General features: G+C 50.3%; 20 protein-coding genes and 2 pseudogenes. 10 read left to right on the forward strand and 12 right to left on the reverse strand.

Annotation, left to right across the window (positions count from 1 at the left end):
• Positions 1–157: 157 nt before the first annotated feature.
• Positions 158–355: a helix-turn-helix domain-containing protein gene (locus PG722_RS05620; RefSeq protein WP_114000934.1), complete on the reverse strand. Its 198-nt coding sequence runs from the start codon at positions 353–355 to the stop codon at positions 158–160.
• Between the two features lie 848 nt (positions 356–1,203).
• Here PG722_RS05620 and PG722_RS05625 point away from each other — a divergent pair.
• The 6 genes and pseudogenes from PG722_RS05625 (at position 1,204) to PG722_RS05650 (ending at position 6,453) form a co-directional block, all read left to right on the forward strand.
• Positions 1,204–1,407 carry a hypothetical protein gene (locus PG722_RS05625; protein WP_270579918.1) on the forward strand — a complete coding sequence of 68 codons (204 nt, stop codon included), beginning with the start codon at positions 1,204–1,206 and terminating at the stop codon, positions 1,405–1,407.
• Positions 1,408–1,421: 14 nt separating this feature from the next.
• Positions 1,422–1,823: pseudogene (locus tag PG722_RS05630) on the forward strand (MobQ family relaxase); the annotation flags it as partial.
• Positions 1,824–1,951: 128 nt separating this feature from the next.
• Complete coding sequence (locus PG722_RS05635; RefSeq protein WP_270579919.1) at positions 1,952–5,095, forward strand: DEAD/DEAH box helicase; 3,144 nt, start codon at positions 1,952–1,954, stop codon at positions 5,093–5,095.
• A gap of 12 nt (positions 5,096–5,107) precedes the next feature.
• The gene (locus tag PG722_RS05640; RefSeq protein ID WP_270579920.1) at positions 5,108–5,509 is read left to right on the forward strand and encodes a (deoxy)nucleoside triphosphate pyrophosphohydrolase; all 402 of its coding nucleotides are present in this window, start codon (positions 5,108–5,110) and stop codon (positions 5,507–5,509) included.
• Positions 5,506–5,661, forward strand: coding sequence for a hypothetical protein (locus PG722_RS05645; RefSeq protein WP_188885759.1), 156 nt, complete (start codon positions 5,506–5,508; stop codon positions 5,659–5,661). Before PG722_RS05640 ends, PG722_RS05645 begins: the two co-directional genes overlap by 4 nt.
• A 132-nt stretch (positions 5,662–5,793) precedes the next feature.
• On the forward strand, positions 5,794–6,453 hold the full coding sequence (locus PG722_RS05650; protein WP_270579921.1) for a 4'-phosphopantetheinyl transferase family protein: 660 nt from the start codon (positions 5,794–5,796) through the stop codon (positions 6,451–6,453).
• Positions 6,454–6,498: 45 nt separating this feature from the next.
• Here PG722_RS05650 and PG722_RS05655 read toward each other — a convergent pair whose 3' ends face one another.
• The 3 genes from PG722_RS05655 to PG722_RS05665 are packed head-to-tail and all read right to left on the reverse strand — an operon-like array spanning position 6,499 to position 8,051.
• Entirely contained in the window at positions 6,499–6,753 is a 255-nt protein-coding gene (locus PG722_RS05655) for a TIGR03905 family TSCPD domain-containing protein (protein WP_118729724.1), read from the reverse strand.
• A 25-nt stretch (positions 6,754–6,778) separates the two neighbouring features.
• Positions 6,779–7,483 (reverse strand): HAD family hydrolase, encoded by a 705-nt coding sequence (locus PG722_RS05660; RefSeq protein WP_270579922.1) that lies wholly within the window; start codon positions 7,481–7,483, stop codon positions 6,779–6,781.
• A 7-nt stretch (positions 7,484–7,490) separates the two neighbouring features.
• Positions 7,491–8,051 (reverse strand): TIGR01440 family protein, encoded by a 561-nt coding sequence (locus PG722_RS05665; protein ID WP_117491574.1) that lies wholly within the window; start codon positions 8,049–8,051, stop codon positions 7,491–7,493.
• Between the two features lie 174 nt (positions 8,052–8,225).
• Here PG722_RS05665 and PG722_RS05670 point away from each other — a divergent pair, with 174 nt between their 5' ends.
• The 3 genes and pseudogenes from PG722_RS05670 to PG722_RS05680 form a co-directional block, all read left to right on the forward strand.
• Entirely contained in the window at positions 8,226–8,405 is a 180-nt protein-coding gene (locus PG722_RS05670) for a spore coat associated protein CotJA (protein WP_117491585.1), read from the forward strand.
• Positions 8,402–8,659 (forward strand): spore coat protein CotJB, encoded by a 258-nt coding sequence (locus PG722_RS05675; protein WP_270579923.1) that lies wholly within the window; start codon positions 8,402–8,404, stop codon positions 8,657–8,659. Before PG722_RS05670 ends, PG722_RS05675 begins: the two co-directional genes overlap by 4 nt.
• Positions 8,659–9,066, forward strand: a pseudogene (locus tag PG722_RS05680) (manganese catalase family protein); the annotation flags it as partial. The gene PG722_RS05675 and the pseudogene PG722_RS05680, both read left to right, overlap by 1 nt.
• A 110-nt stretch (positions 9,067–9,176) precedes the next feature.
• On the opposite strand, the gene PG722_RS05685 reads toward PG722_RS05680, so the two are convergent.
• The 8 genes from PG722_RS05685 to PG722_RS05720 form a co-directional block, all read right to left on the reverse strand.
• Positions 9,177–10,733 (reverse strand): recombinase family protein, encoded by a 1,557-nt coding sequence (locus PG722_RS05685; protein ID WP_118285051.1) that lies wholly within the window; start codon positions 10,731–10,733, stop codon positions 9,177–9,179.
• A 69-nt stretch (positions 10,734–10,802) separates the two neighbouring features.
• Positions 10,803–10,952 carry a hypothetical protein gene (locus PG722_RS05690; protein WP_188885711.1) on the reverse strand — a complete coding sequence of 50 codons (150 nt, stop codon included), beginning with the start codon at positions 10,950–10,952 and terminating at the stop codon, positions 10,803–10,805.
• 94 nt (positions 10,953–11,046) lie between these two features.
• Complete coding sequence (locus PG722_RS05695; protein ID WP_270579924.1) at positions 11,047–15,861, reverse strand: isopeptide-forming domain-containing fimbrial protein; 4,815 nt, start codon at positions 15,859–15,861, stop codon at positions 11,047–11,049.
• A 4-nt stretch (positions 15,862–15,865) separates the two neighbouring features.
• Positions 15,866–16,744, reverse strand: a complete 879-nt coding sequence (locus tag PG722_RS05700) for a phosphoadenosine phosphosulfate reductase family protein (protein ID WP_270579925.1) — start codon at positions 16,742–16,744, stop codon at positions 15,866–15,868.
• Positions 16,737–16,937 (reverse strand): hypothetical protein, encoded by a 201-nt coding sequence (locus PG722_RS05705; RefSeq protein ID WP_110437253.1) that lies wholly within the window; start codon positions 16,935–16,937, stop codon positions 16,737–16,739. Before PG722_RS05705 ends, PG722_RS05700 begins: the two co-directional genes overlap by 8 nt.
• Before the next feature lie 446 nt (positions 16,938–17,383).
• On the reverse strand, positions 17,384–17,812 hold the full coding sequence (locus PG722_RS05710) for a sigma-70 family RNA polymerase sigma factor (protein WP_158578159.1): 429 nt from the start codon (positions 17,810–17,812) through the stop codon (positions 17,384–17,386).
• A 350-nt stretch (positions 17,813–18,162) separates the two neighbouring features.
• Complete coding sequence (locus tag PG722_RS05715; RefSeq protein WP_117491597.1) at positions 18,163–18,309, reverse strand: cyclic lactone autoinducer peptide; 147 nt, start codon at positions 18,307–18,309, stop codon at positions 18,163–18,165.
• Positions 18,306–18,902: an accessory gene regulator B family protein gene (locus PG722_RS05720; RefSeq protein WP_270579926.1), complete on the reverse strand. Its 597-nt coding sequence runs from the start codon at positions 18,900–18,902 to the stop codon at positions 18,306–18,308. The genes PG722_RS05715 and PG722_RS05720 overlap by 4 nt, the downstream gene beginning before the upstream one ends.
• 219 nt (positions 18,903–19,121) lie before the next feature.
• Between PG722_RS05720 and PG722_RS05725 the strand changes: the two genes are divergently transcribed.
• Entirely contained in the window at positions 19,122–19,439 is a 318-nt protein-coding gene (locus PG722_RS05725; RefSeq protein ID WP_117491601.1) for a helix-turn-helix domain-containing protein, read from the forward strand.
• Positions 19,440–19,449: the final 10 nt, after the last annotated feature.

Genomic DNA, 19,449 nt, shown 5'->3' on the forward strand with positions numbered 1-19,449 from the left:
TTGTTGGAGGTTTACACAAAGTTTGGGATGGAGTCGGAGAACTTGTGAAAAATCCAATGGCGCTTATACACACTCTGCCTTATCCAATCAGCTAAAGCGAGGCTTGTAACATAGAAACGCCATAGGTTTTTTGAGCCTACGGCGTTTCTTGCGATATTCACAATTCCAAACTTTCCAGCCACTCGTCAAAAGATTTCTTGGAAACGCGGATTGCATTTCCTATGCGGACGATCCTGAACTCCTCCTGCTTGACGAGCTGATATGCGGTTGTGCGGCCAATGTTGAGCATGGCTGCAATCTGTTCCACGGTGTATGTGCGCGGTTCCGGCAGTGACTTTTTCTCTTTCTTGTCCATAGTAACCTCCATGTATTTGCCTTGTCATTTTGACTAAGAGAGTGAAGAATGGCAGTAGCAATCGGCTTTGGCTGGGTATCCTCTTGCTAAGAATTTGCTAATAGAACCACCCAACGGACACATAAAACTGCGTCAGAATAGGTGTTTTGCACCATAAAGTTCGTTTACTACAAGTCATTCTGCGTAAGGGATGATATTGGAAGTTACATCCGAACCGTGTATCACATGGTAAGCCATACTCCTAAGCGTGGGGTCGGAGGTTCAAATCCTCTCTGGGACGCCAGCTAACAACGCCGAAATCCTTTGTTTTCAAGGGTTTTCGGCGTTTCTTATATAAAAAACTGTGAAAAAACTCTTTCACTGTATGAGATAAAATCTCTACTCTAAAATTTGATTTTTGACAACCCCTCCAGAATCGAACGGTTGTTATAAGACAAAATTGCCAGCTAATTATTAGCAGAAAACGGGCTGTTCTTGCTAATGAAAATGCCCTTCCTGCTAATCAGACCAAAAATCGTGCTAAAAAACCTGCTAATCAAAAAGGCGGATGTTTTGAGTACCATGCTGTTATAGCGGATAAAATTGAATTCCTTATGTACATAGAGCGTCTATTTGCCCCGCATCGGGGATAGATAGGCGCTCTTTTTTGTCCAAAACCATGGGCAAATACAAGAGATTGGAGGTGTTTTATTTGAGCAAGCCTGTTTATGCCGCAGACAAGCCGAGCGATTGCCATTACCGCTACTTCTGGACGAATGGCAGAAAGGGTTGCCGTCTGGGTAGAAATAATTGCTACTACTTAATCTCTTTGCCACCGAAGCCCAAGTCGGAATGTGATGGCTGTCCCTATGGGCGAGATCACCCGTGCATTGGTTGGTGTACGAAGAAGGTTATGCGTGAAGTGGGGCTTCGTTGATATGGATGCGTATGAACAGGAATACCGCTTCTGCCATTTTGCCCGATGTCCTTACGAAAAGACGGATACGACTTTCCGCAGCATTCCGCCGACAACAGAAAGTGTTCCGCAGAAAGAAGGTGGTGAAGTCGTGTGAGTTTTGATTATTTTTACGGTCAGCAAGGCGTGGAGCTTCTTCCCACCGTCCATGAAGGCGCAACCATCCGGGCAATGGAGAAGAAAGGTATCCGCACCGAGAAAGGCGAGTTCAACCGCTGGATCAAGGCAACCAATGCCGTGATCCGGGACCTCAAGAAGAAAATCGCTCTCCTGTTTGATTGGATTGCCGAAGCAAAAGCGGAGCTTGCCAAGCCGCAGGCACCCGACCTTGTTTCTCTGCTGAACGCCTATTACACCCAGCGCAAAGCCGGGGCGTATTCCCAGAAAGGCAAAATCAGCAACCTAAAGGAGATGAACGATACTTTCAATTATCTCCGGGCAAACGGCATTTACTCCCTTGAAGATTTGGAACACCGTGTCAGCGAACACAGTGCTGCCACAGAGAGCTTGAAGGTTGGACGCTGATGAATGGATTGATTTTCCTGGCGGTTTAGAGTACAATAAAATTGTCGAAATTACTCAAAACAGTTCAAGGAATAACACCTATTACGAATTACGCTATCGCACAGGAGACTTCTTTCATGCTTGAACAAGGCCTTTACGAGCAAGTAGTGAATACCGAAATCAAAGATGAGCTGCGTCAGCTTCCGGAAGGCAGCAAGCACGTCGAGAAAATCGATGCTGCCGAGTCCTCCGCGGTCTTAACGCAGTACCTGTCCGAAGTCGTTCACAAAGGTCTTGACCGCATTGCCGGTGACGATATTTCTGCGCAGTTAAATCTAGTCAACAAAATTGTTGATCTGATTTCGCAGGAGACAGCGCAGGACGACCTGCGCGATTTTACTGTGGACGATGAGGGCGAGCAGTTATTCGCATTGCTGTCCCGCGATGATTCTATGATGCGCATCGGCCAGAAAAAAGCAAAGGACCTCCCCCGCCCCGAAACATCGATTGCGCAAAGCAGCTTATTTACCGGAGCAGTTCATGAGCCGCAGATGTTTTCCGAGCTGAAGAAAGAAATCGCCTCCGCAGACCGCATTGATATGCTGGTTTCGTTTGTCAAATGGAGCGGTCTTCGTTTAATCATCGATGATCTTCAGCATTTTGCGGACCGTGGCGGCAGGCTCCGCGTTATTACGACAACATACATGGGCGCAACGGACGTGAAAGCGGTGGAAGCGCTTCGCAAGCTCCCCAACACAGAAATCCGTGTATCTTACGATACCGAGCGTACCAGACTTCATGCAAAGGCGTATATGTTCTATCGTGAAACCGGCTTTACCACGGCGTATGTCGGTTCTTCCAACCTCTCCAATCCGGCTATGTCCAGCGGACTGGAATGGAATGTTAAGCTGACAACCAAGGATATGCTGCCGACCATTCAGAAGATGGAAGCAACCTTCGATAGTTATTGGAACACCGCCAGCTTTGAAGTCTATAAGGACGGGTGCAGGGAAAGACTGGAGCGTGCACTGTCAACAAACGGCAAGGCCAATCCGACAAGCGAGATGCAGTTCGTTTTCGATATTCAACCCTACCCATACCAGCAGGAGATTTTGGATCGCCTGCAGGCAGAGCGCGAAGTTCGCGGCTATTACCGCAATCTTGTCGTTGCGGCAACCGGCACCGGCAAAACCTTAATCTCTGCCTTTGATTACCGACGGTTCTGCAAAGCCTTTTCCGGTTCGAAGCCCCGTCTGCTGTTTGTCGTTCATCGAGAGGAAATTCTGAAACAGAGCCGAAGTGCTTTCCGTGCTGTGTTGAAAGATCCCAATTTCGGAGAGCTTTTTGTGGGCAGCTTCAAGCCGAGCAGCCTGGAGCATCTATTTATTTCGGTGCAGACATTAGCCTCCCAGAAGCTGTATGATGTTCTCCCTGAGGACTATTACGATTTCATCATTGTGGACGAGTTCCATCACGCAGCAGCGCCCACCTATCAAGGACTGCTGAACCACTTCAAGCCGAAAATCTTATTGGGTCTGACCGCAACGCCGGAACGCATGGATGGAAAAAACGTTCTGGATTACTTCAATGGCCGCATTGCATCTGAAATCCGACTGCCGGAGGCGATCGAGCGCAAGCTGCTCTGCCCATTTCAATATTTCGGCGTTTCCGATGATGTTGACCTGTCCAATATTCGCTGGACGCGCGGCGGTTATGATAAAGCTGAGCTTAACAACGTATTTTCTCTGAACCGTGCTGTCGCCGAAAAGCGCGCCGGCCATATTGTCAATTCTCTCTATCGGTATGTAACCGACATCAATACGGTTCGCGGTCTTGGGTTTTGTGTCTCTGTCGAGCATGCTGAATTCATGGAGGAATATTTCTCATCGAAGGGTATCCCCTGCATGTCCCTTACCGGTACTTCCAGCGATAAGGAACGAACTGAAGCCAGACAGCGTCTGGTCTCCGGTGAAATCCGCTTTATCTTTGTTGTAGATTTGTATAACGAGGGCGTTGATATTCCCGAAATTGACACCATTCTCTTTCTGCGCCCTACCGAGTCGCTCACGATTTTCCTACAGCAGCTCGGCCGCGGTCTGCGTCTCTCGGAAGGAAAAGACTGCCTGACCGTTTTGGATTTCATCGGTCAGGCAAACAAGAAATACAATTTTGAAGAAAAGTTTGCTGCACTGCTCTCTCACAGCAATCACAGCATGCAGTACGAGGTGAAAAAGGGCTTTGTATCACTGCCGAAGGGCTGCTATATCCAGCTGGAAAAGAAGGCTTCCGAAGTCATTCTGGCGAATATTCGCCGCTCCTTCGGTGACCGTGCCGGTCTGATTGCGCGTATCGAAACCTTCACACAGGACAGCGGCCTTCCCCTTTCCTTGAAGAATTTCATCGGCTACTATCACCTCGACCCGCGGTCAATCTACGGTAAATTCTCCTTCTCCCGTCTCTGTGCAGATGCAGGCGTCCGCGATGATTTTATCGAACCTGCCGAAAGCATTCTGACAAAGGCATTCAGCAAGCTGGTTGCCGCGGATTCCCGGCGCTGGATTAAGTTCCTGACGGATATTCTTCCGCGCTTCTCCTGTGAACTTGCGGCTTCGCTTTCCGATTTTGAAAAGCGCATGCTGCAAATGTTCTACATCACCGTATTTCAGGAGGCGGCAGACTGGCGTTCCCATACTACGCAAGCCAACATGCAGCTGCTCGCGGACAGCCCGATTATGATGCACGAACTGTATGAGCTTCTGGCGCTCAATCTGGAACGTATTGACTTTATCGATCAGCCTGTCCCGCTTGGCTTTGATTGTCCGCTGGACCTGCATTGCACCTATACCAGAGATCAAATTCTGATTGCCATGGACTACAGGACGCCGAAAAATGTGCGGGAGGGTGTCAAGTGGCTGCCGGACAAGCAGGTCGATGTGTTCTTTATCACGCTCAACAAGGCGGACAAGGACTACTCACCGACTACCATGTACAACGACTATTCAATCAACGAAAGCCTGTTCCATTGGCAAAGTCAGAGCACCACCTCCGACACGGCAAGCACCGGTCAGCGTTATATTAACCACCGGCAGCGCGGCAGCAAGGTCGTTCTCTTCGTGCGGGAGTTCAAGCAGGACAGCATTGGCGCTGCACCGTATACCTGTCTTGGAACGGCAGCCTATGTGAAGCACACCGGCAGCAAGCCAATGAATATTACATGGCATCTGGACCAGCCGATTCCGGCGAAGTATCTTCGCAAGACGAACAAGCTGGTCGTCGGATAAGGAAGGTATTTTATGAAAACAATCCGAGTGGTCGCCGCAGTCATTCGTGATGGCGAAAAAATCTTTGCCACCATGCGCGGCTACGGTGACTTTAAGGGACTGTGGGAGTTTCCCGGCGGAAAAATCGAGTCTGGCGAAACGCCGCAGGAGGCCTTAAAAAGAGAAATCCGTGAAGAACTTGCCTCCGAGATTTCGGTTGGCGAGTTGATTGATACCGTTGAATTTGATTATCCGACCTTTCACCTTTCGATGGATTGCTTCTGGTGTCAGCTGATTCGCGGTAATCTTGAACTGTTAGAGGCCGCCGAAGCGCGATGGCTGACCAAGGACACACTGAAAAGCGTGGATTGGCTGCCGGCTGATTCAGGGCTGATTGAAAAGATTGAGAAAGCGCTCGCTTTACTGCCATCATGAACTGTAATGCAAGGCGGTGTACCATCCTCTACAAAGCCTTTCAGGTATTCAAAAACGAGGGAATCCATCACGGCAGTCTTGGCATTGCTCTGCTGGTCGGACTGGATGACGAAAAGGCGGACGCGATACAAAGTAACGCCGAAACTTGTTGACAGCAAAACCGGTTGGATGTATATTGGTTTACACAGAAACCAGACGCAAACCGGTATTATAAATACCGAACTGATGCATTTATTCGTTAATCAGACAGCGAATTACATGAATGTTACAAGAGGAGCATTACTTTGACCCATCTTTTTGCCCTGTCCGCAGCGGCCACTGATATTATGAGCATTTCGCTTCGTTCCCGCCTGTCCGCCGCGCGGCTGACGTATATCGACAGCCTGCACGGCACCTCCCGTCAGCAGAGCTTCACCGCTTCCCTGCTGCTGGATGAGGCAATCCGCCTTTGCTGTCCGTCCGTGCCGCGCCCGCTCGACATTGCCGCGAACGAGAACGGCAAGCCGTATCTGACCGCCGCGCCGGATGTTCATTTCAGCCTGTCGCATTCCGCCGCATGGGCAGTCTGTGCGGTGAGCGACCACCCGGTCGGCGTAGACATTCAGCAGTGCCGCTCCTTCAAACCCAATATTGCCGACCGCTTCTTCCACCCCGATGAGGTGCAGTACCTGTCCTCGCTCTCGCCTGCCGAGCGCGAAAACGCGTTCTACACGCTGTGGGCGCTCAAGGAAAGCTACGTCAAGGCCGACGGTCGCGGTCTGCGGCTGCTGCGGCAGTTCTGCGTAGATATCGCCTGTCAGCCGCCGACAATCACTGTCGGCGCACCCTGCTCCCTCTTTGTGCCGGATTTTCCCGATCCCGCCTACAGGCTCGGCGTATGCGTGCGCGAAACCGGCGCAGAAGCGCCCAAACTGACCGTTCCGCGGAATATTTTCGCCGAGTAAAGCGTAAAAAAGAACCGATATCGCAGGATATCGGTTCTTTTTATGTTATTCCGCGTCTTTCGCCTTGCGAACCGCTGTCGCCAGCTGATCCGAGCAGCTTGTGCCGCGTCCGTTGCATGAAATACCCTTGAAGTAGCCTTCAATCTGCTCCACGGTCATGCCCTCGACCACGCGGCTGATTGCCTGCAGATTGCCGTTGCAGCCGCCCTTGAAGGATACGTTGTGCACGGTATCGCCGTCCAGATCGAACGAAATATTCATCGGACATACGCCGTGCGGCTTGTAATCAAAATGCTGCATGTCTTTCCTTGTCCTCCCTAACTTATCAGAGCAGGGTGCGGATATGCGCCGCTGCCTGCTCGAATGTGCGTACCTCGGTATAGGACAGCTCACCGACCGGTTTCGGCTTGTCCGTCCAGTTGAGCCACACGCCGTCAATGCCGACGTCGAGCGCGCCCTGAATATCGTGTGTGAAGTTGTCACCAACCATGACGGTCTCCTCCGGCAGACAGCGGCATTTGTGCATCGCCAGCCAGAAGATCGCCGAACCCGGCTTATCCACACCGGCTTCCTCACTCGTAACAAGGCAGTCCACCTTGTCGGCAATGCCGAGGTACTCCAGCTTTTCCATCTGGATATCCGCCAGCATGTTGGTGCAGATGGCCACCTTAACGCCCGCCGCACGCAGCTCGTCCAAAAACTCAGCCACGCCCGGGCGCAAGGTCATCTTAGCGAACACCGCATTCCAGTACACGCGGAATGCCTCGCGCGAATAGCGAACGGCGTTCAGGCCCATGCGCTCGAGCGCACCCTGTGCAAACAGCACACGGTCATGCGTAGGCGGCATGGCAGGCTGCTGCCGTGCCAGACGCTTGCGGTTGACGCGGAATGCGTCCGCGAACCCCTTGCCTTTGTCTCCAAACGTGCTGATGGCCCACTCCTCCAGCTTTTCGTAGGCGTAGGCGTCCCCGGCCTGAAAGCTGGTGTATAACGTGTCATCCAGATCGAAAAAAACTGCTTTTAATCCCATAAAATCCTCACAAAAGTTTTTCGTTATAGACTGCGCGGCTGCCGCCTACAAACTTCGGACGGCGGCGTGCGCACAGCAGAACGGCTTCGCCGATCTTCTTGGTTTCAATGCGCAGCGGTACGACCACCGGCTTGATGTGCATTCCGATCAGCGTTCCGCCGATGTCCATGCCCGCAGAGGCGCTCTGCTTGAGCGACTCAACCGCCACCGGATCATCAAAGCGCTTGTACGCGGTCGTGCCGAACGAACCGCCTGCCTTGGGCTGCGGAACGACGTTGACCTCCTCCAGACCGAACTGCTCTGCCACAGCACGCTCCACGATCAGCGCACGGTTGAGGTGCTCGCAGCACTGTGCCGCCAGTTCCACGCCGTGCTCATGCAGTACGCTGTGAATGCCCTCGAATACCGCTTCGGCTACCTCTACACTGGAATGCGTGCCGATCTTCTCGCCCAGAATCTCACTTGACGAGCAGCCGACCACAAACAGGTCACCGATCTTCAGCTTGGCTGCCTCGCAAACCTGCTCTGCCGCCTTTGCACTTTGTTCTCTGATTTCAGAAAGCTCCATTTTTCATGCCTCCCCTTATAAGAGTACTATTAGTATAACATAAATGTCGGAACTTGTTAAGACCCAACGGCGTATGTTGAGAGTGAGGAGTTAGGAGGTATCGTGATGATATTGCAGGGCGGGGTGAATCATTATCCACTCCTAACTCCTACCTTATACGAAGGGAGCATAACCATGCAGAATCATTTACAGACCAAGGAGAGTATCCCTGCCGGTCTGCTTTCGCTTGCGATGGCCTTTGTGCCGACGCAGGAATTTGATACGCCGTATGATCCGGTGCTGGCCTTCTCGCGCGGCACGATCTTTCCGGCACTCGACAAGCCGTTTCTCGGAGAGGAGGCAGTGCCGCAATGACCGACAAGGAGAAGCTGCTCGGGCGCGTGCGCATGTACGATTTCGCGCTCGTTGAGGTGATCGAGTACCTCGACGGCCATCCGGACAACGCTGCCGCGCTCAAATACTACAACGAAATGCGCACGGCGTTTGACAAGGCCGCCGCTGAGTACGAGGACGCATTCGGTCCGCTGACCGCCCGCGAGGTGAATACCCGCAGCGGACACTGGACGTGGATCGACGATCCGTGGCCGTGGGAAGGAGCTGAGGACTGATGTGGTCATACGATAAACGATTGCAGTTTCCGGTGAAGATCAAGAATCCGAATCCGCAGACCGCCAAAATTGTTATCTCTCAGCTTGGCGGCCCGGACGGCGAGCTGGGTGCGTCCATGCGCTATCTCAACCAGCGGTACGCCATGCCGTATAAGGAATGCAAGGGCATTTTGACGGACATCGGCACGGAAGAACTTGCGCACATGGAGATGATCTCCGCCATCGTGTACCAGCTGACGCGCAATCTCACGCCCGAGCAGATCAAGGAGGGCGGCTTTGACGCCTACTTTGTCGATCACACGACCGGCATTTACCCGCAGTCGGCCTCCGGTGTGCCGTGGAGCGCCGCAACGTTCCAGTCCAAAGGCGACCCGATCACTGATCTGTTTGAGGATATGGCAGCAGAAGCTACACCTTTACAAGAACAATCCTTTAGGCTTTTCGCACCATTTTAGTGTATATATCGCCACATTTCTGTATATTATCATACGCGGTATACTCATTGAACGATAATTGATCAAAAATTCCAATGAATCTCTATGGGAACCGTTTTCGTGCCCTTTGCGCGCCGACCGACAGTCACATAGTCAATCAGCGTATCGACCATCTCACGATTCAGGTGCTCAATGTTCATGTACTTCTCGACCAGCGCACGGCGGTTATCTCCGATAGCGATTCGCTCCTCAAGTTCTCGCATCTGCTTTTCGCCATCCTCGATCACATGCTCCAACCGATCACGCTCTCCGGCAAAATCTTTCGACATAGCAAGATAGTCCTGCTCTGTCAGCAGTCCCTTTACCTTGTCGAGGTACAGATTGCGAATGCCTGTTGTATATTCCTCCTGCTTCTGACGATAGGTGTTGATCTCCTTTTGCAGGCATTTCTTCTGTTTCTGCAAATCCTTGCAGAACGCTACGCTCTCGGCCGCTTCATCCTTATCGAGAAATTCCTGCGCCATCCGGTTCAGCTCTTCCAGTACAGCTTCCTCCAAATGGCTGACCGCAATAAACGCACCGGGACAGGCTTCCACAGAGATATGCCGATTCGGACATTGCAGATAGTGCCGGTCCTGCGTCTTGGAGGACCGAAGCGTATAGCCGCAATATGCGCACCGTGCTTTGCGTGCGAAAATACCAATTTTTCCATCACTGAACGGTCTGCTGCGCTCTGCTCGCCGCCGACATACCTTGTCCCACAATTCCTGGTCAATAATCGGCTCGTGCGTACCACGCACAACATACCACTGATCTTTCGGACGCGGCTTACACTGCTTGGTTTTATACGACACACTGCCATACTTGCCCTGCACCATATTGCCGATGTAAATTTCATTTTCCAGCATATCCGCAATCGCAAAGTATTTCCACAAGGTGCTGTTTTTGCTCACCGCCTGCTTGTAGCGTAAGCCATGCTGTCGTTTGTACTCGGTGGGATTGGGAATCCCGCGTGTGTTCAAAATACGGGCGATCGAAGTTTTCCCATATCCCTGTGCAAATAGATTGAACACCTCACGGACTACTGCTGCCGCTTCTTCGTCTATCAGCAAATGCCCTTTGCGGTCAGGGTCTTTGCGGTAGCCGTACAGTGCAAACGCACCGATATGCAAACCGTTGACACGGCGGTTGGTCAGTACGCTGCGAATGTTATCCGACATATCTTCCAGATACCATTCGTTTACAAGACCGTTGATCTGACGTGATTTCTTGTTGCCCTTATTGTCCGTATCCGCATTATCTACAATGCTGACAAAACGGATACCCCAGATGGGAAACAGACCGTGGATATACTTTTCCACCAGTTCCAATTCACGGGTAAAACGTGACTGTGTTTTGCAGAGGATAATATCGAACTTGTGCTGTTCTGCGTCTTTCAGCAGCCGCTTAAACTGCGGCCGCCGCCTGTCTGCACCAGTATAATCATCATCACTGTAAATCTGATAAACTTCCCACCCCTGTTCTTCTGCATACTGCACCAGCATTGCTTTCTGATTCTGAATGCTGCCCGAATCATCGGTCGCACATAGCTTGTTTTTATCTTCCTCGGATAAACGGCAATAAATTGCTGCTTTTTTCATGTTCTATCCCTCATTCAGATAAGAACAAGCTGTTTCCTACTTTTATTGTAACGCATAACTGCACTTTTGTCATTGCCTTTTCTCCGTAATTTTCGTTTCTGTCCGTTCGATACGATTGATCATCTCTACCCATTTCTCTGTAAATCGTTTCCGGTCGCAGGTTTCCCCTCCATTCTGAAAAACATGTGTGCAAACCGCTTTGATCTGCTGTTTTGCCATACGGCTTCACCCTTCCTTTCAGAATAGCCTATGTTGCTCTCTGCTAATGTAAAACCCGCCTGCTGCAAAACAGGCGGGTTTTCTCATTCTACTCTCAAATCCAGTATTCGTTGCGGTCGCTGTCCATGATGAAATCATGTTCGTGCGAAACCTCGGTCACAACAGACGAGGGCGCGTCCGCCCATGTGCGGAGATTGCCGCTGTAACCGGAAACATCCGGCGAGGTATCACGTCCGGTAATCTGGCAGATTGCCTTTGCGAACGTCAGACGGGATACATCACCGCTGAGACCGATATTCGTTCGCGCCGCGTAGGCCACCAGCGAGTTCAGTTGACCAGACCCAGCCCAGATACGCAGGTAGCCGTTCTTCGAGATTGTGTAGTTGATCTCGTAATCGTCACCCTCGTCCATGCGAGTGGTATCAAACGCGGATGCAGGCAGAACGCCGATGGAAACGAAATACTTTGCTTCTTCCGGAATATCGTACTGGTATTTCGGAACGGTAGTCGTGCCGCGCGGCAGCCATGTGTTGCCGCCGTTAGCAATCAGACGATATACAACCGTGCAGGCTTCCTGCAGGGATACGCGATCATTCGGCCGCCACAGACCGTCCGCGTAACCACCGAACAGCTGATAGTGAATATCCGTCAGCACCGGCGTACCGGACGAACCAGACGAAACGACTTCAATCTCCGGCGAACGGCCCGAAGCCGAACCGTTGTCACCCGCAGCCGCGGCAAGATTGGTGTACGTCTTGCCGCCCGCATCGGTCTTAAACTCAACCGTGATTTTCACCACGCGCTTTTCATTCGAACCAATGTCACCGAGCTCCAGAGTAAACACTTTGCTCCGAAAACTCCACTTGCTGTTCAGAACGCCATCCACATAGACGTTGTTCTTCAAAACCGGCGTTACCAGCGTAGTGTCCAGCGTATCTTTGAGGATAACCCGTTTCCATGTCTGGTTAGAATCGTTGCCAACCGTGATGGTAAAAGTGGCACGTTTGCGGTCTGCCGAAACGCCAGAACCCACATTCACCACAGTTTTATCAACCTCTTTGGTTACATAAAAATTTGTGTTAACGTCCGGCTGTTCTGCCGTGTCTGGAATCGTTACGCCCTTATCCGTTGCAGTGCCGTGACCGTTATCGCCATCAAGCGAAGCAGTGTTGGTAATCGTTGTACCAGCCGCACTTTCAAGCACCTGCACATCAAAAGTGATTTCAACCGATTCACCCGGTTCAAGATTGCCTACAAGTACAGACAGCGCATTGCCGCTGAGATTGTAAAGCGCAAACTCATTGTTGAGATACACGCCGCCCACCAGCTTCACGCCGGTCGGGAGCGTATCGGTCATTACGACATTCTTCCATGCGGCAGTTGCCTTGTTGCCGTTCTTTGCAGTGATCGTGTAGGTGAAGGTATCGCCTACATTGGCAGTGGTGACGCTTGCAGACTTCTTTACGATGGGAGCAGCGTTGCCCTCGTCAATCTGTACACCGCCGTCCGGCATGGGCGTTTCCTTGCCGTTATCATCGAGGATAGCGGTATTGACAATGAACTTGCCCTGCGAACCATCATCTACGGTTACATCGAAGCTAAGAACGGTCTGTGCGCCTGCTGCGATAGCATCCGGCGTGAACGTAATTGTTTTCATCGTAGCATTGTACGAATAATTGACCGTTGCCGAACCATTCTCCTGCACGTTTCCTGCAAAACTTACGCCGTCAGGCAGAACGTCAATCACTTTCATGTTTTCCCAATCAGCGGTAGCTGCTGCACCATTGGAAAGGCGAATGGAGTAGGTGATCGTATCGCCAACTGCTGCGGTGGTCTTGTTTGCGGTCTTATTGCCCGCATGACCGTCTGCCATACCATCCTCAATATCCACACCGTTATCCGTACCTCTCTTGTCCGGCGTATTGCTGCCGCTGACGAGGGCGGTATTTTCAATGTGCATACCGTAAGCATCGCTGTTCACAGTTACATCAAAGCGGATAGCCTTGGTCTGATTCGGCGCGATCTCACCGAGCGATACGATCAGGGTCTTGCCGGTATTGTCGTACTGATATTCTGCGGAGTAGCCGTCTACGGTTACATTGCCGCGGAAAGTCAGTCCGTTCGGAATGGTATCGGTCATAACTGCGTCACGAATGTTCACATCCGCACCGGTCGCATTCGCTGCGTTTACGGTGTAGGTGATCGTATCGCCAACCTTGGCGGTGGTTTTGTCTGCGGACTTGGAAACGGTCAGCAGAGCGTCACCGTCCGCGATTACTACGCCATCGTCCTTGTCCTGCACCGGGTCTGCATTGTCAGAGGTCAGCGTTGCAAGGTTCTGAATGGTGGTGTTGTACGCGGATTCGTTCACCGTTGTGGTAAAGCCGATGATCTGCTTTGCATCCGGCTCAATCGTACCGACATTAACGGTCAGCAGGCGGGTGTTTTCATCGTAGGTGTAATCGTTGGTGTTCTTGCCGTTCAGCGTGACAGAACCATATTCAAAAGTCAGTCCAGCCGGAAGAACATCGGTGATAACGCCGTTCTCAACCGGAACAGTTGCGGTATCGTCGTTCTTTACGGTCAGCGTGTACGCGATCTTATCGCCTACGCGGGCAGAGGACTTGTTCGCAGACTTGTCGATCTGCGGCTTTGCCTTGCCGTCACCAACGGTTACGCCGTTGTCCTTGCCGCTGGTGTCCGGCGTGTTGTCGGACTTCATAACAGCGGTGTTGTAAATGGTCTTGCCATAAGCGGCGGTGTTGACTACTGCGACGAAAGTTACCGTTGCACTTTCTTCCACGCCGAGATCACCAACCTTGACGGTCAGCACGCGGGACGCTTCGTCATAGCTGTAATCGTTGGTCAGCTTGCCGTTCAGCGTAACCGAGCCGTACTGCATATCCAATCCGTTGGGAATGGTATCGGTCAGCACAGCATCCTTGATCGCTACGCTTGCGAACTCGCCATTTTCCAGCTTGATTGTGTAAGTTACCTTATCGCCAACATTGGCAGTGGACTTGTCCGCAGTCTTGGTAACTTCCGGCTTGGTCTTGCCGTCACCAATCTCAACACCCTTGTCCTTGCCCTCGGTGTCCTTGATGTTATCGCCGGAGAGGACAGCGGTGTTGTGTACGGTCTTGCCGTAAGCCGACTTATTGACGGTCACAGCGAAAGTTACGGTGCGGGCAGCGTTCGGCTTCAGATTGCCGATAAACACAGACAGCTTGCGGCTTGCGTTGTCGTAGCTGTACGGATAGGACTTGCCATCCACCTGCACGCTGCCGTCTACGAAGTCAAATTCAGTCGGAATGGTATCTGCCATTTCGGCGTTTTCGATCTCGTAAACAGCGCCTACACTGTTGCCGACCTTGACAGTGTAGGTGATCTTGTCACCGACATTTGCGTTATCCTTATCCGCAGTCTTGGTTACATACGGCGCGGTATCGCCTTTCTTGACATACACGCCATCGTCCTTGTCCTCGTAAATGTTGGTTTTCTTGCCGTCCGCAGCGGTTACATAACCGTTCGTACCCTTGGCAACAGCGGTGTTGTAGATCGTCTGATTGTACATATCGCCGTTGATCTTTGCCTTGAAAGTGACGGTTACGGTCTTGCCAGCAGCAATATCACCGAGGTTTACGGTCAGCGTACCGTTCTTTACGGTGTGGGTAGCAGCTACATTGTTCACATAAACGCTGCCCTCAATAAAGGTCATGCCAGACGGGATTTTATCGGTCAGCACGACGCTTTTCCATGCGGAACTTGCTTTCTTATCGTTCGCCAGCTTGATCGTGCAGGTGATCTCGTCACCTACCTTAGCGTCCTTGACGCTTGCCGTCTTTTCGATGGACGGGAGCGCATCACCAGTGCTGTACTTATAAGTGATCGTGCGAATATAGCCGCGATACTCATACGCCGGAATGGACTTGGGCGCGGATTCTGCCTTGCCCGCCGTAGTGACAGACTTTGCGATCTCCTTGTCGCTCGTGTCTACGAATTTCTCAACAATAATGTTGTACTTGCCGTCATTATACTTCGCGTCATGCCATTCCTCGGCGGTATGGGATACCGTAGCTTCCATGAGGTCTGTATAGCCCCAGAACGATTCTGCAAGATCGTTGTACGGATTTCGCACATTCAGTGCCTTTAGCTTTTCGCGGGTAACCGTGCGGTTGATCATGCTGTTTACCAGTGTTACGGTTTCGGTTCGGGTAATCTCCTTGTCGGGACGGAAAGTGCCGTCCGGGTAGCCCTGAATCCAGCCTGCTTCGCTGGCAGCATTGATATAGCTGTACGCCCAGTGACCTTTCTCCACATCCGAGAAAACCTTGCCGCTGGTGTATTTGAGGTTCTGGAAACGCGCCGCCAGTACAGCAAACTCCGCACGACTAATGGGCGCGTTCGGCGCAAAGCTGTCCTTGGACTTGCCTTCCAGCAGTCCAATATTGTACAGCGTTTCAACCGGCTCATAGAACCAGTTCTTTACGCCTACATCTTTGAAAGTGCCGTTTGACATCCGGCGCGTGAAGCTGGGATAATCACCGTCGTACAGGCGGTAGAAGATCATTGCGGCTTCGGCGCGGGTCAGATCGCCGTTCGGGTGAACGCCCTTATCCGGATAGCCGATGATATAGGTGAGGTCTTTGTGAGAGTAAACATACTCCACGCTTTCGGTATAGTCCGTGTAGGTGTAGTTTGTGATCGTCTGCGGGGACTTTTCCTCGTGCGTGACGCTGTATGTCTGCTGTTTGGCAATCTCCTTGCCGTTTTCTGCGTCAAGATATTTTGCCGTCACCGAGGATAGCGTGCTTGCAGACTGCGTACTGACAGCAAACGAATTAGGGATAATCGTTGCCGCCATCGTCAGCGACAGTCCTGCTGAGGTGATTCGCTTTATAATTGACATTGTTTCACTCCGTTTCTGTTAAGTAATCTGAAATGCTCAACTGCCCCGGCAGCACGCCGTCCTGCAGCCACCAGTGCAGCACTTCTTCCCCGCTCTGCCAGACGGCAGGCAGGTTCCTGCTACGGCGTTCCTCAAGCATCCGTTCAAATGCGTGCAGGTACGCCCGCTCATAGGTTGGATACCGACCAAACTCAAACTGCCGTCCGGCACGGCCCGCCAACGGACAACCGATACAGCCGACACGATGAAAGCCGCGCTCGTACAGCGGATTGACCGGGATATGCTCGGAACGAATGTAGTCCCACACTTCTCTGTCCGTCCAGTCCACGATTGGATTGCAAATGCGCTTTGCCTGCAAGCGGCAGTTCTCGAACAGCCGCCGTGTATCGTCGTTATCGTTGCTGATCGTGATTCTGCGGCTTATGTCTGCGGATTGCTTCTCATATATACCGCGGTTCTTGCGGCGCTTGGCGCTTTCTGCCCAGCGAACGCCTGTTGTTATCATGCGTCCCTTGCCGCCCTGCTCTTTCAGCACGGAACAGCAGTATCGCACAACGCGCGTTGGCGGCATGAGTTTTTGCGGTATCAGGCTCCACATTGTCACGCGAGCACCCTTGAACATTGGCAGGTTGACGGTACACTTGATACTCTTGTTTTCCAGCCGATGGAAAGTTTCGCGCACATGGTAGACGGTTTCCGGCGCGTCAACCGAGGTATGGTTATGCTGGACTTCGTACCGGATACCGGCCGCCCGCGCCAGCGCAAGACACACATCGCTGTCCTTGCCGCCCGAGGTGGTTATAACGAGCGGTGCATGGTAGTAGGTTTCGCTCATTTCAGCGGCCAGCCGCAGACGAGCGATTGCCTGCTGTTCTTTATTCATTGCGTCCCATCAGCTTAAAATAGGCTTTCGGGCGTTTCGGCAGTTCCGTCCAGAAAATACAGCGTCCGTACAGATCGTGAACGAAACTCTCACGGCCTAAGTAAAGCTGTACGTCCATTTTGCCGTTCGGATACAGGCACAGAACCCGATGACCGCGTTCCGGCAGTATCTTATTTGCGTTTTTCCATTCCATAGATAAACCTCTCTGTAAAAGCAAAACCGGAGGAATCCATGCGGTTCTTCCGGTTTGTGATTATTCTGTTGTCTGGATTTTTACACTATCATATATATCATCACCTCGCATTTCTCTGTCAGCCTATTCGTCCTCACCCCCGGCTGCCGGGAAACATCAGGCGGTCAGCAGCGTACCGACCTCACAGGCATTGCACCTATCTCGTTGTCCGATCTCATAGCCTGCGACGCTTTCAACGCTCGGACGGTGACTGATCGGGAGTATCATTATCATCTATGCGGGTCATCGCCTTGTCGGGAGCCGCCCGACAGTTCGCGGCTTTGCGCCGCAGCTCTCCGCACAGAATTTGTACCTGATGTTTGATGTTCAGTTGCCAAGGAGCAGTGAGAGAATATTTATCCCCTCACTGTACCCCCAAGAAAAACGCCTACTGAACACCCTGAAAATCAGAATTTTTCAAAATATTTTTTCAGATACTTCAAAATACGATTTCGGCGCTTAAGCATTGCAGCCTGCGTAATACCCAATTTTTGTGCATATTCTCGGGTCGAATAGCCGTCATAGTACAGCGCTTTAATCAGCTTTTTGTCACTTTCCGGCAGTGATTCAATAACTTTAGGCAACTCATCCAGCATTTTTGCTTCATGTTCTGCTTCTTCCTCAAGCAAGCAATATTCCTCCGCACTCAGTTCTGCGTTTTCCAACGTTTTGATATGTATACCATCCTCAATCGTGCGTTCCAGCGATATTTCGCTCTCTGCGGGAATATCCTCTCCGATATATCTTGCACGCCGGTCCATCTGCGAGTATGTATCAAATATCTCGTCCGAAACCTCTACATCCTGTCCGAACACAGTGATGATGTTTGCAACCACGTTGCCGTCCTTATCTTTAATCCGCTTGTAGTTGCGGTTTTTCTGCCACTTTTTCATTTTCAAGCTCCAATCTCAAAGTTTTTGTTTGAGATTGGAGATTATGGATAGCGGGCAATACAGGCTTGCCAGGAATCTATAAAAGAGCGAAATACCCTGCACTTTTTGATTTTAGGGCAAAAAAATAAAGCCTTTCGCACAGCTATTAAGCTATACAAATGGCTTTGCTTCATAAAACATTTTACAAATCAAAACGCTACTGACAACACCCTTGATTAGGATTGCAGTAGCGTTCTGATCAAATTTTACAGATTTGAATTTTTTACTTCAATATTTGTACATCCGCCCACATATTATCGCTCACGAAGGCATTCTGGAACTTCCGGCTGATACGATTCAAACAGACAAGTAGTGCCCACAGAAGCGGTTGCTGCAACAATTGCCAGTGCAGTAATAATCTGACCACCATGCACAATACACCAGTTGATAAATTTTTTCATAAAGATGCACCCTCCTTTTTACGACTTGCAAAATGTAATTTTATTTTTCCAGCAATCATCGTAGATGATGCTAAAAATCCACTGATAAGATAGTATTCTATATAACTGTTATTGGGCTGAACCCAAAGAAATACTATACATACAACCACATTCGCCAGCAATATCCATATACTTCTATTTCTGCTAATTCTACGACGTTTGTATGTAATCTGTTTATTAGCTGATTCGACCGGAGATAACAGCAAAATCAATATTATTTCAATCACAATGAAGCAAAGAACTAAAGGAGGCTCAGCAATACATCTCAGAAAAACTGATACCAAGTAAATTCCTGCAAATATTATACAGCAATTCAAATGATTATCCGCATGGTATCCCCCTGCAAACAAGCGCAACGGAATAAATCCCAAAAAGTAAAATAAAATATACCTTTCTTCATGTAGTATAAATGAACACATTACCAAAATTACAATATTTAGAACTGCAGAAACAATCAATTCCAAGCCATACGCACAGATTTCCCATTGCTCATTTGATACAATAATCCGCTTCTTTTGGAGATAGTTACAATAAGAATCGACAAATTTCTTCATAAAATACTCTATTCTCTCTTATTTACTTTACTATACCTGATACCCACTATTATATCGACCTCTTGAAGTATTTCAATGTCCTTGCAGAGTTTAGTCATGTTTTTGCAGTAATTAGTTGAAAAGATAGTATAACTATTATAAAATAATAGTATTAGTCGCTTCTAATTGGTATCCATACTACTTAGAATAATAGTATCGCTATACCTGAGGTGATTATAAATGACAGGTCTTGGAGAAATTATTCAAGCCAAACGAAAAGAGTTAGGGTTGACGCAAGAGCGTCTTGCTGAGAAAATCGGAAAAACCGCCGGATATATCGGCCAAATTGAACGCGGACTCAGTTATCCATCTTATCCGGTTTTATTACAGTTGATTGAGACATTAGAACTTGATGTACAATCTTTATTCTGCACATCAACACTCGAAGAAAGCGCAAAACTGAAGCAAGAATACGCACAACTCTATTCCAAACTCTCAAAGAAACAGCAACAATTAGCCCTTGGAATGTTAAAACTTATTTCGAGATGTGATTTTTAACAGGAGTATT

Source organism: Butyricicoccus sp. OF27-2pH9A, assembly GCF_027693185.1.
In the GTDB taxonomy this organism is placed as follows: Bacteria; Bacillota; Clostridia; order Oscillospirales; family Butyricicoccaceae; genus Agathobaculum; species Agathobaculum butyriciproducens.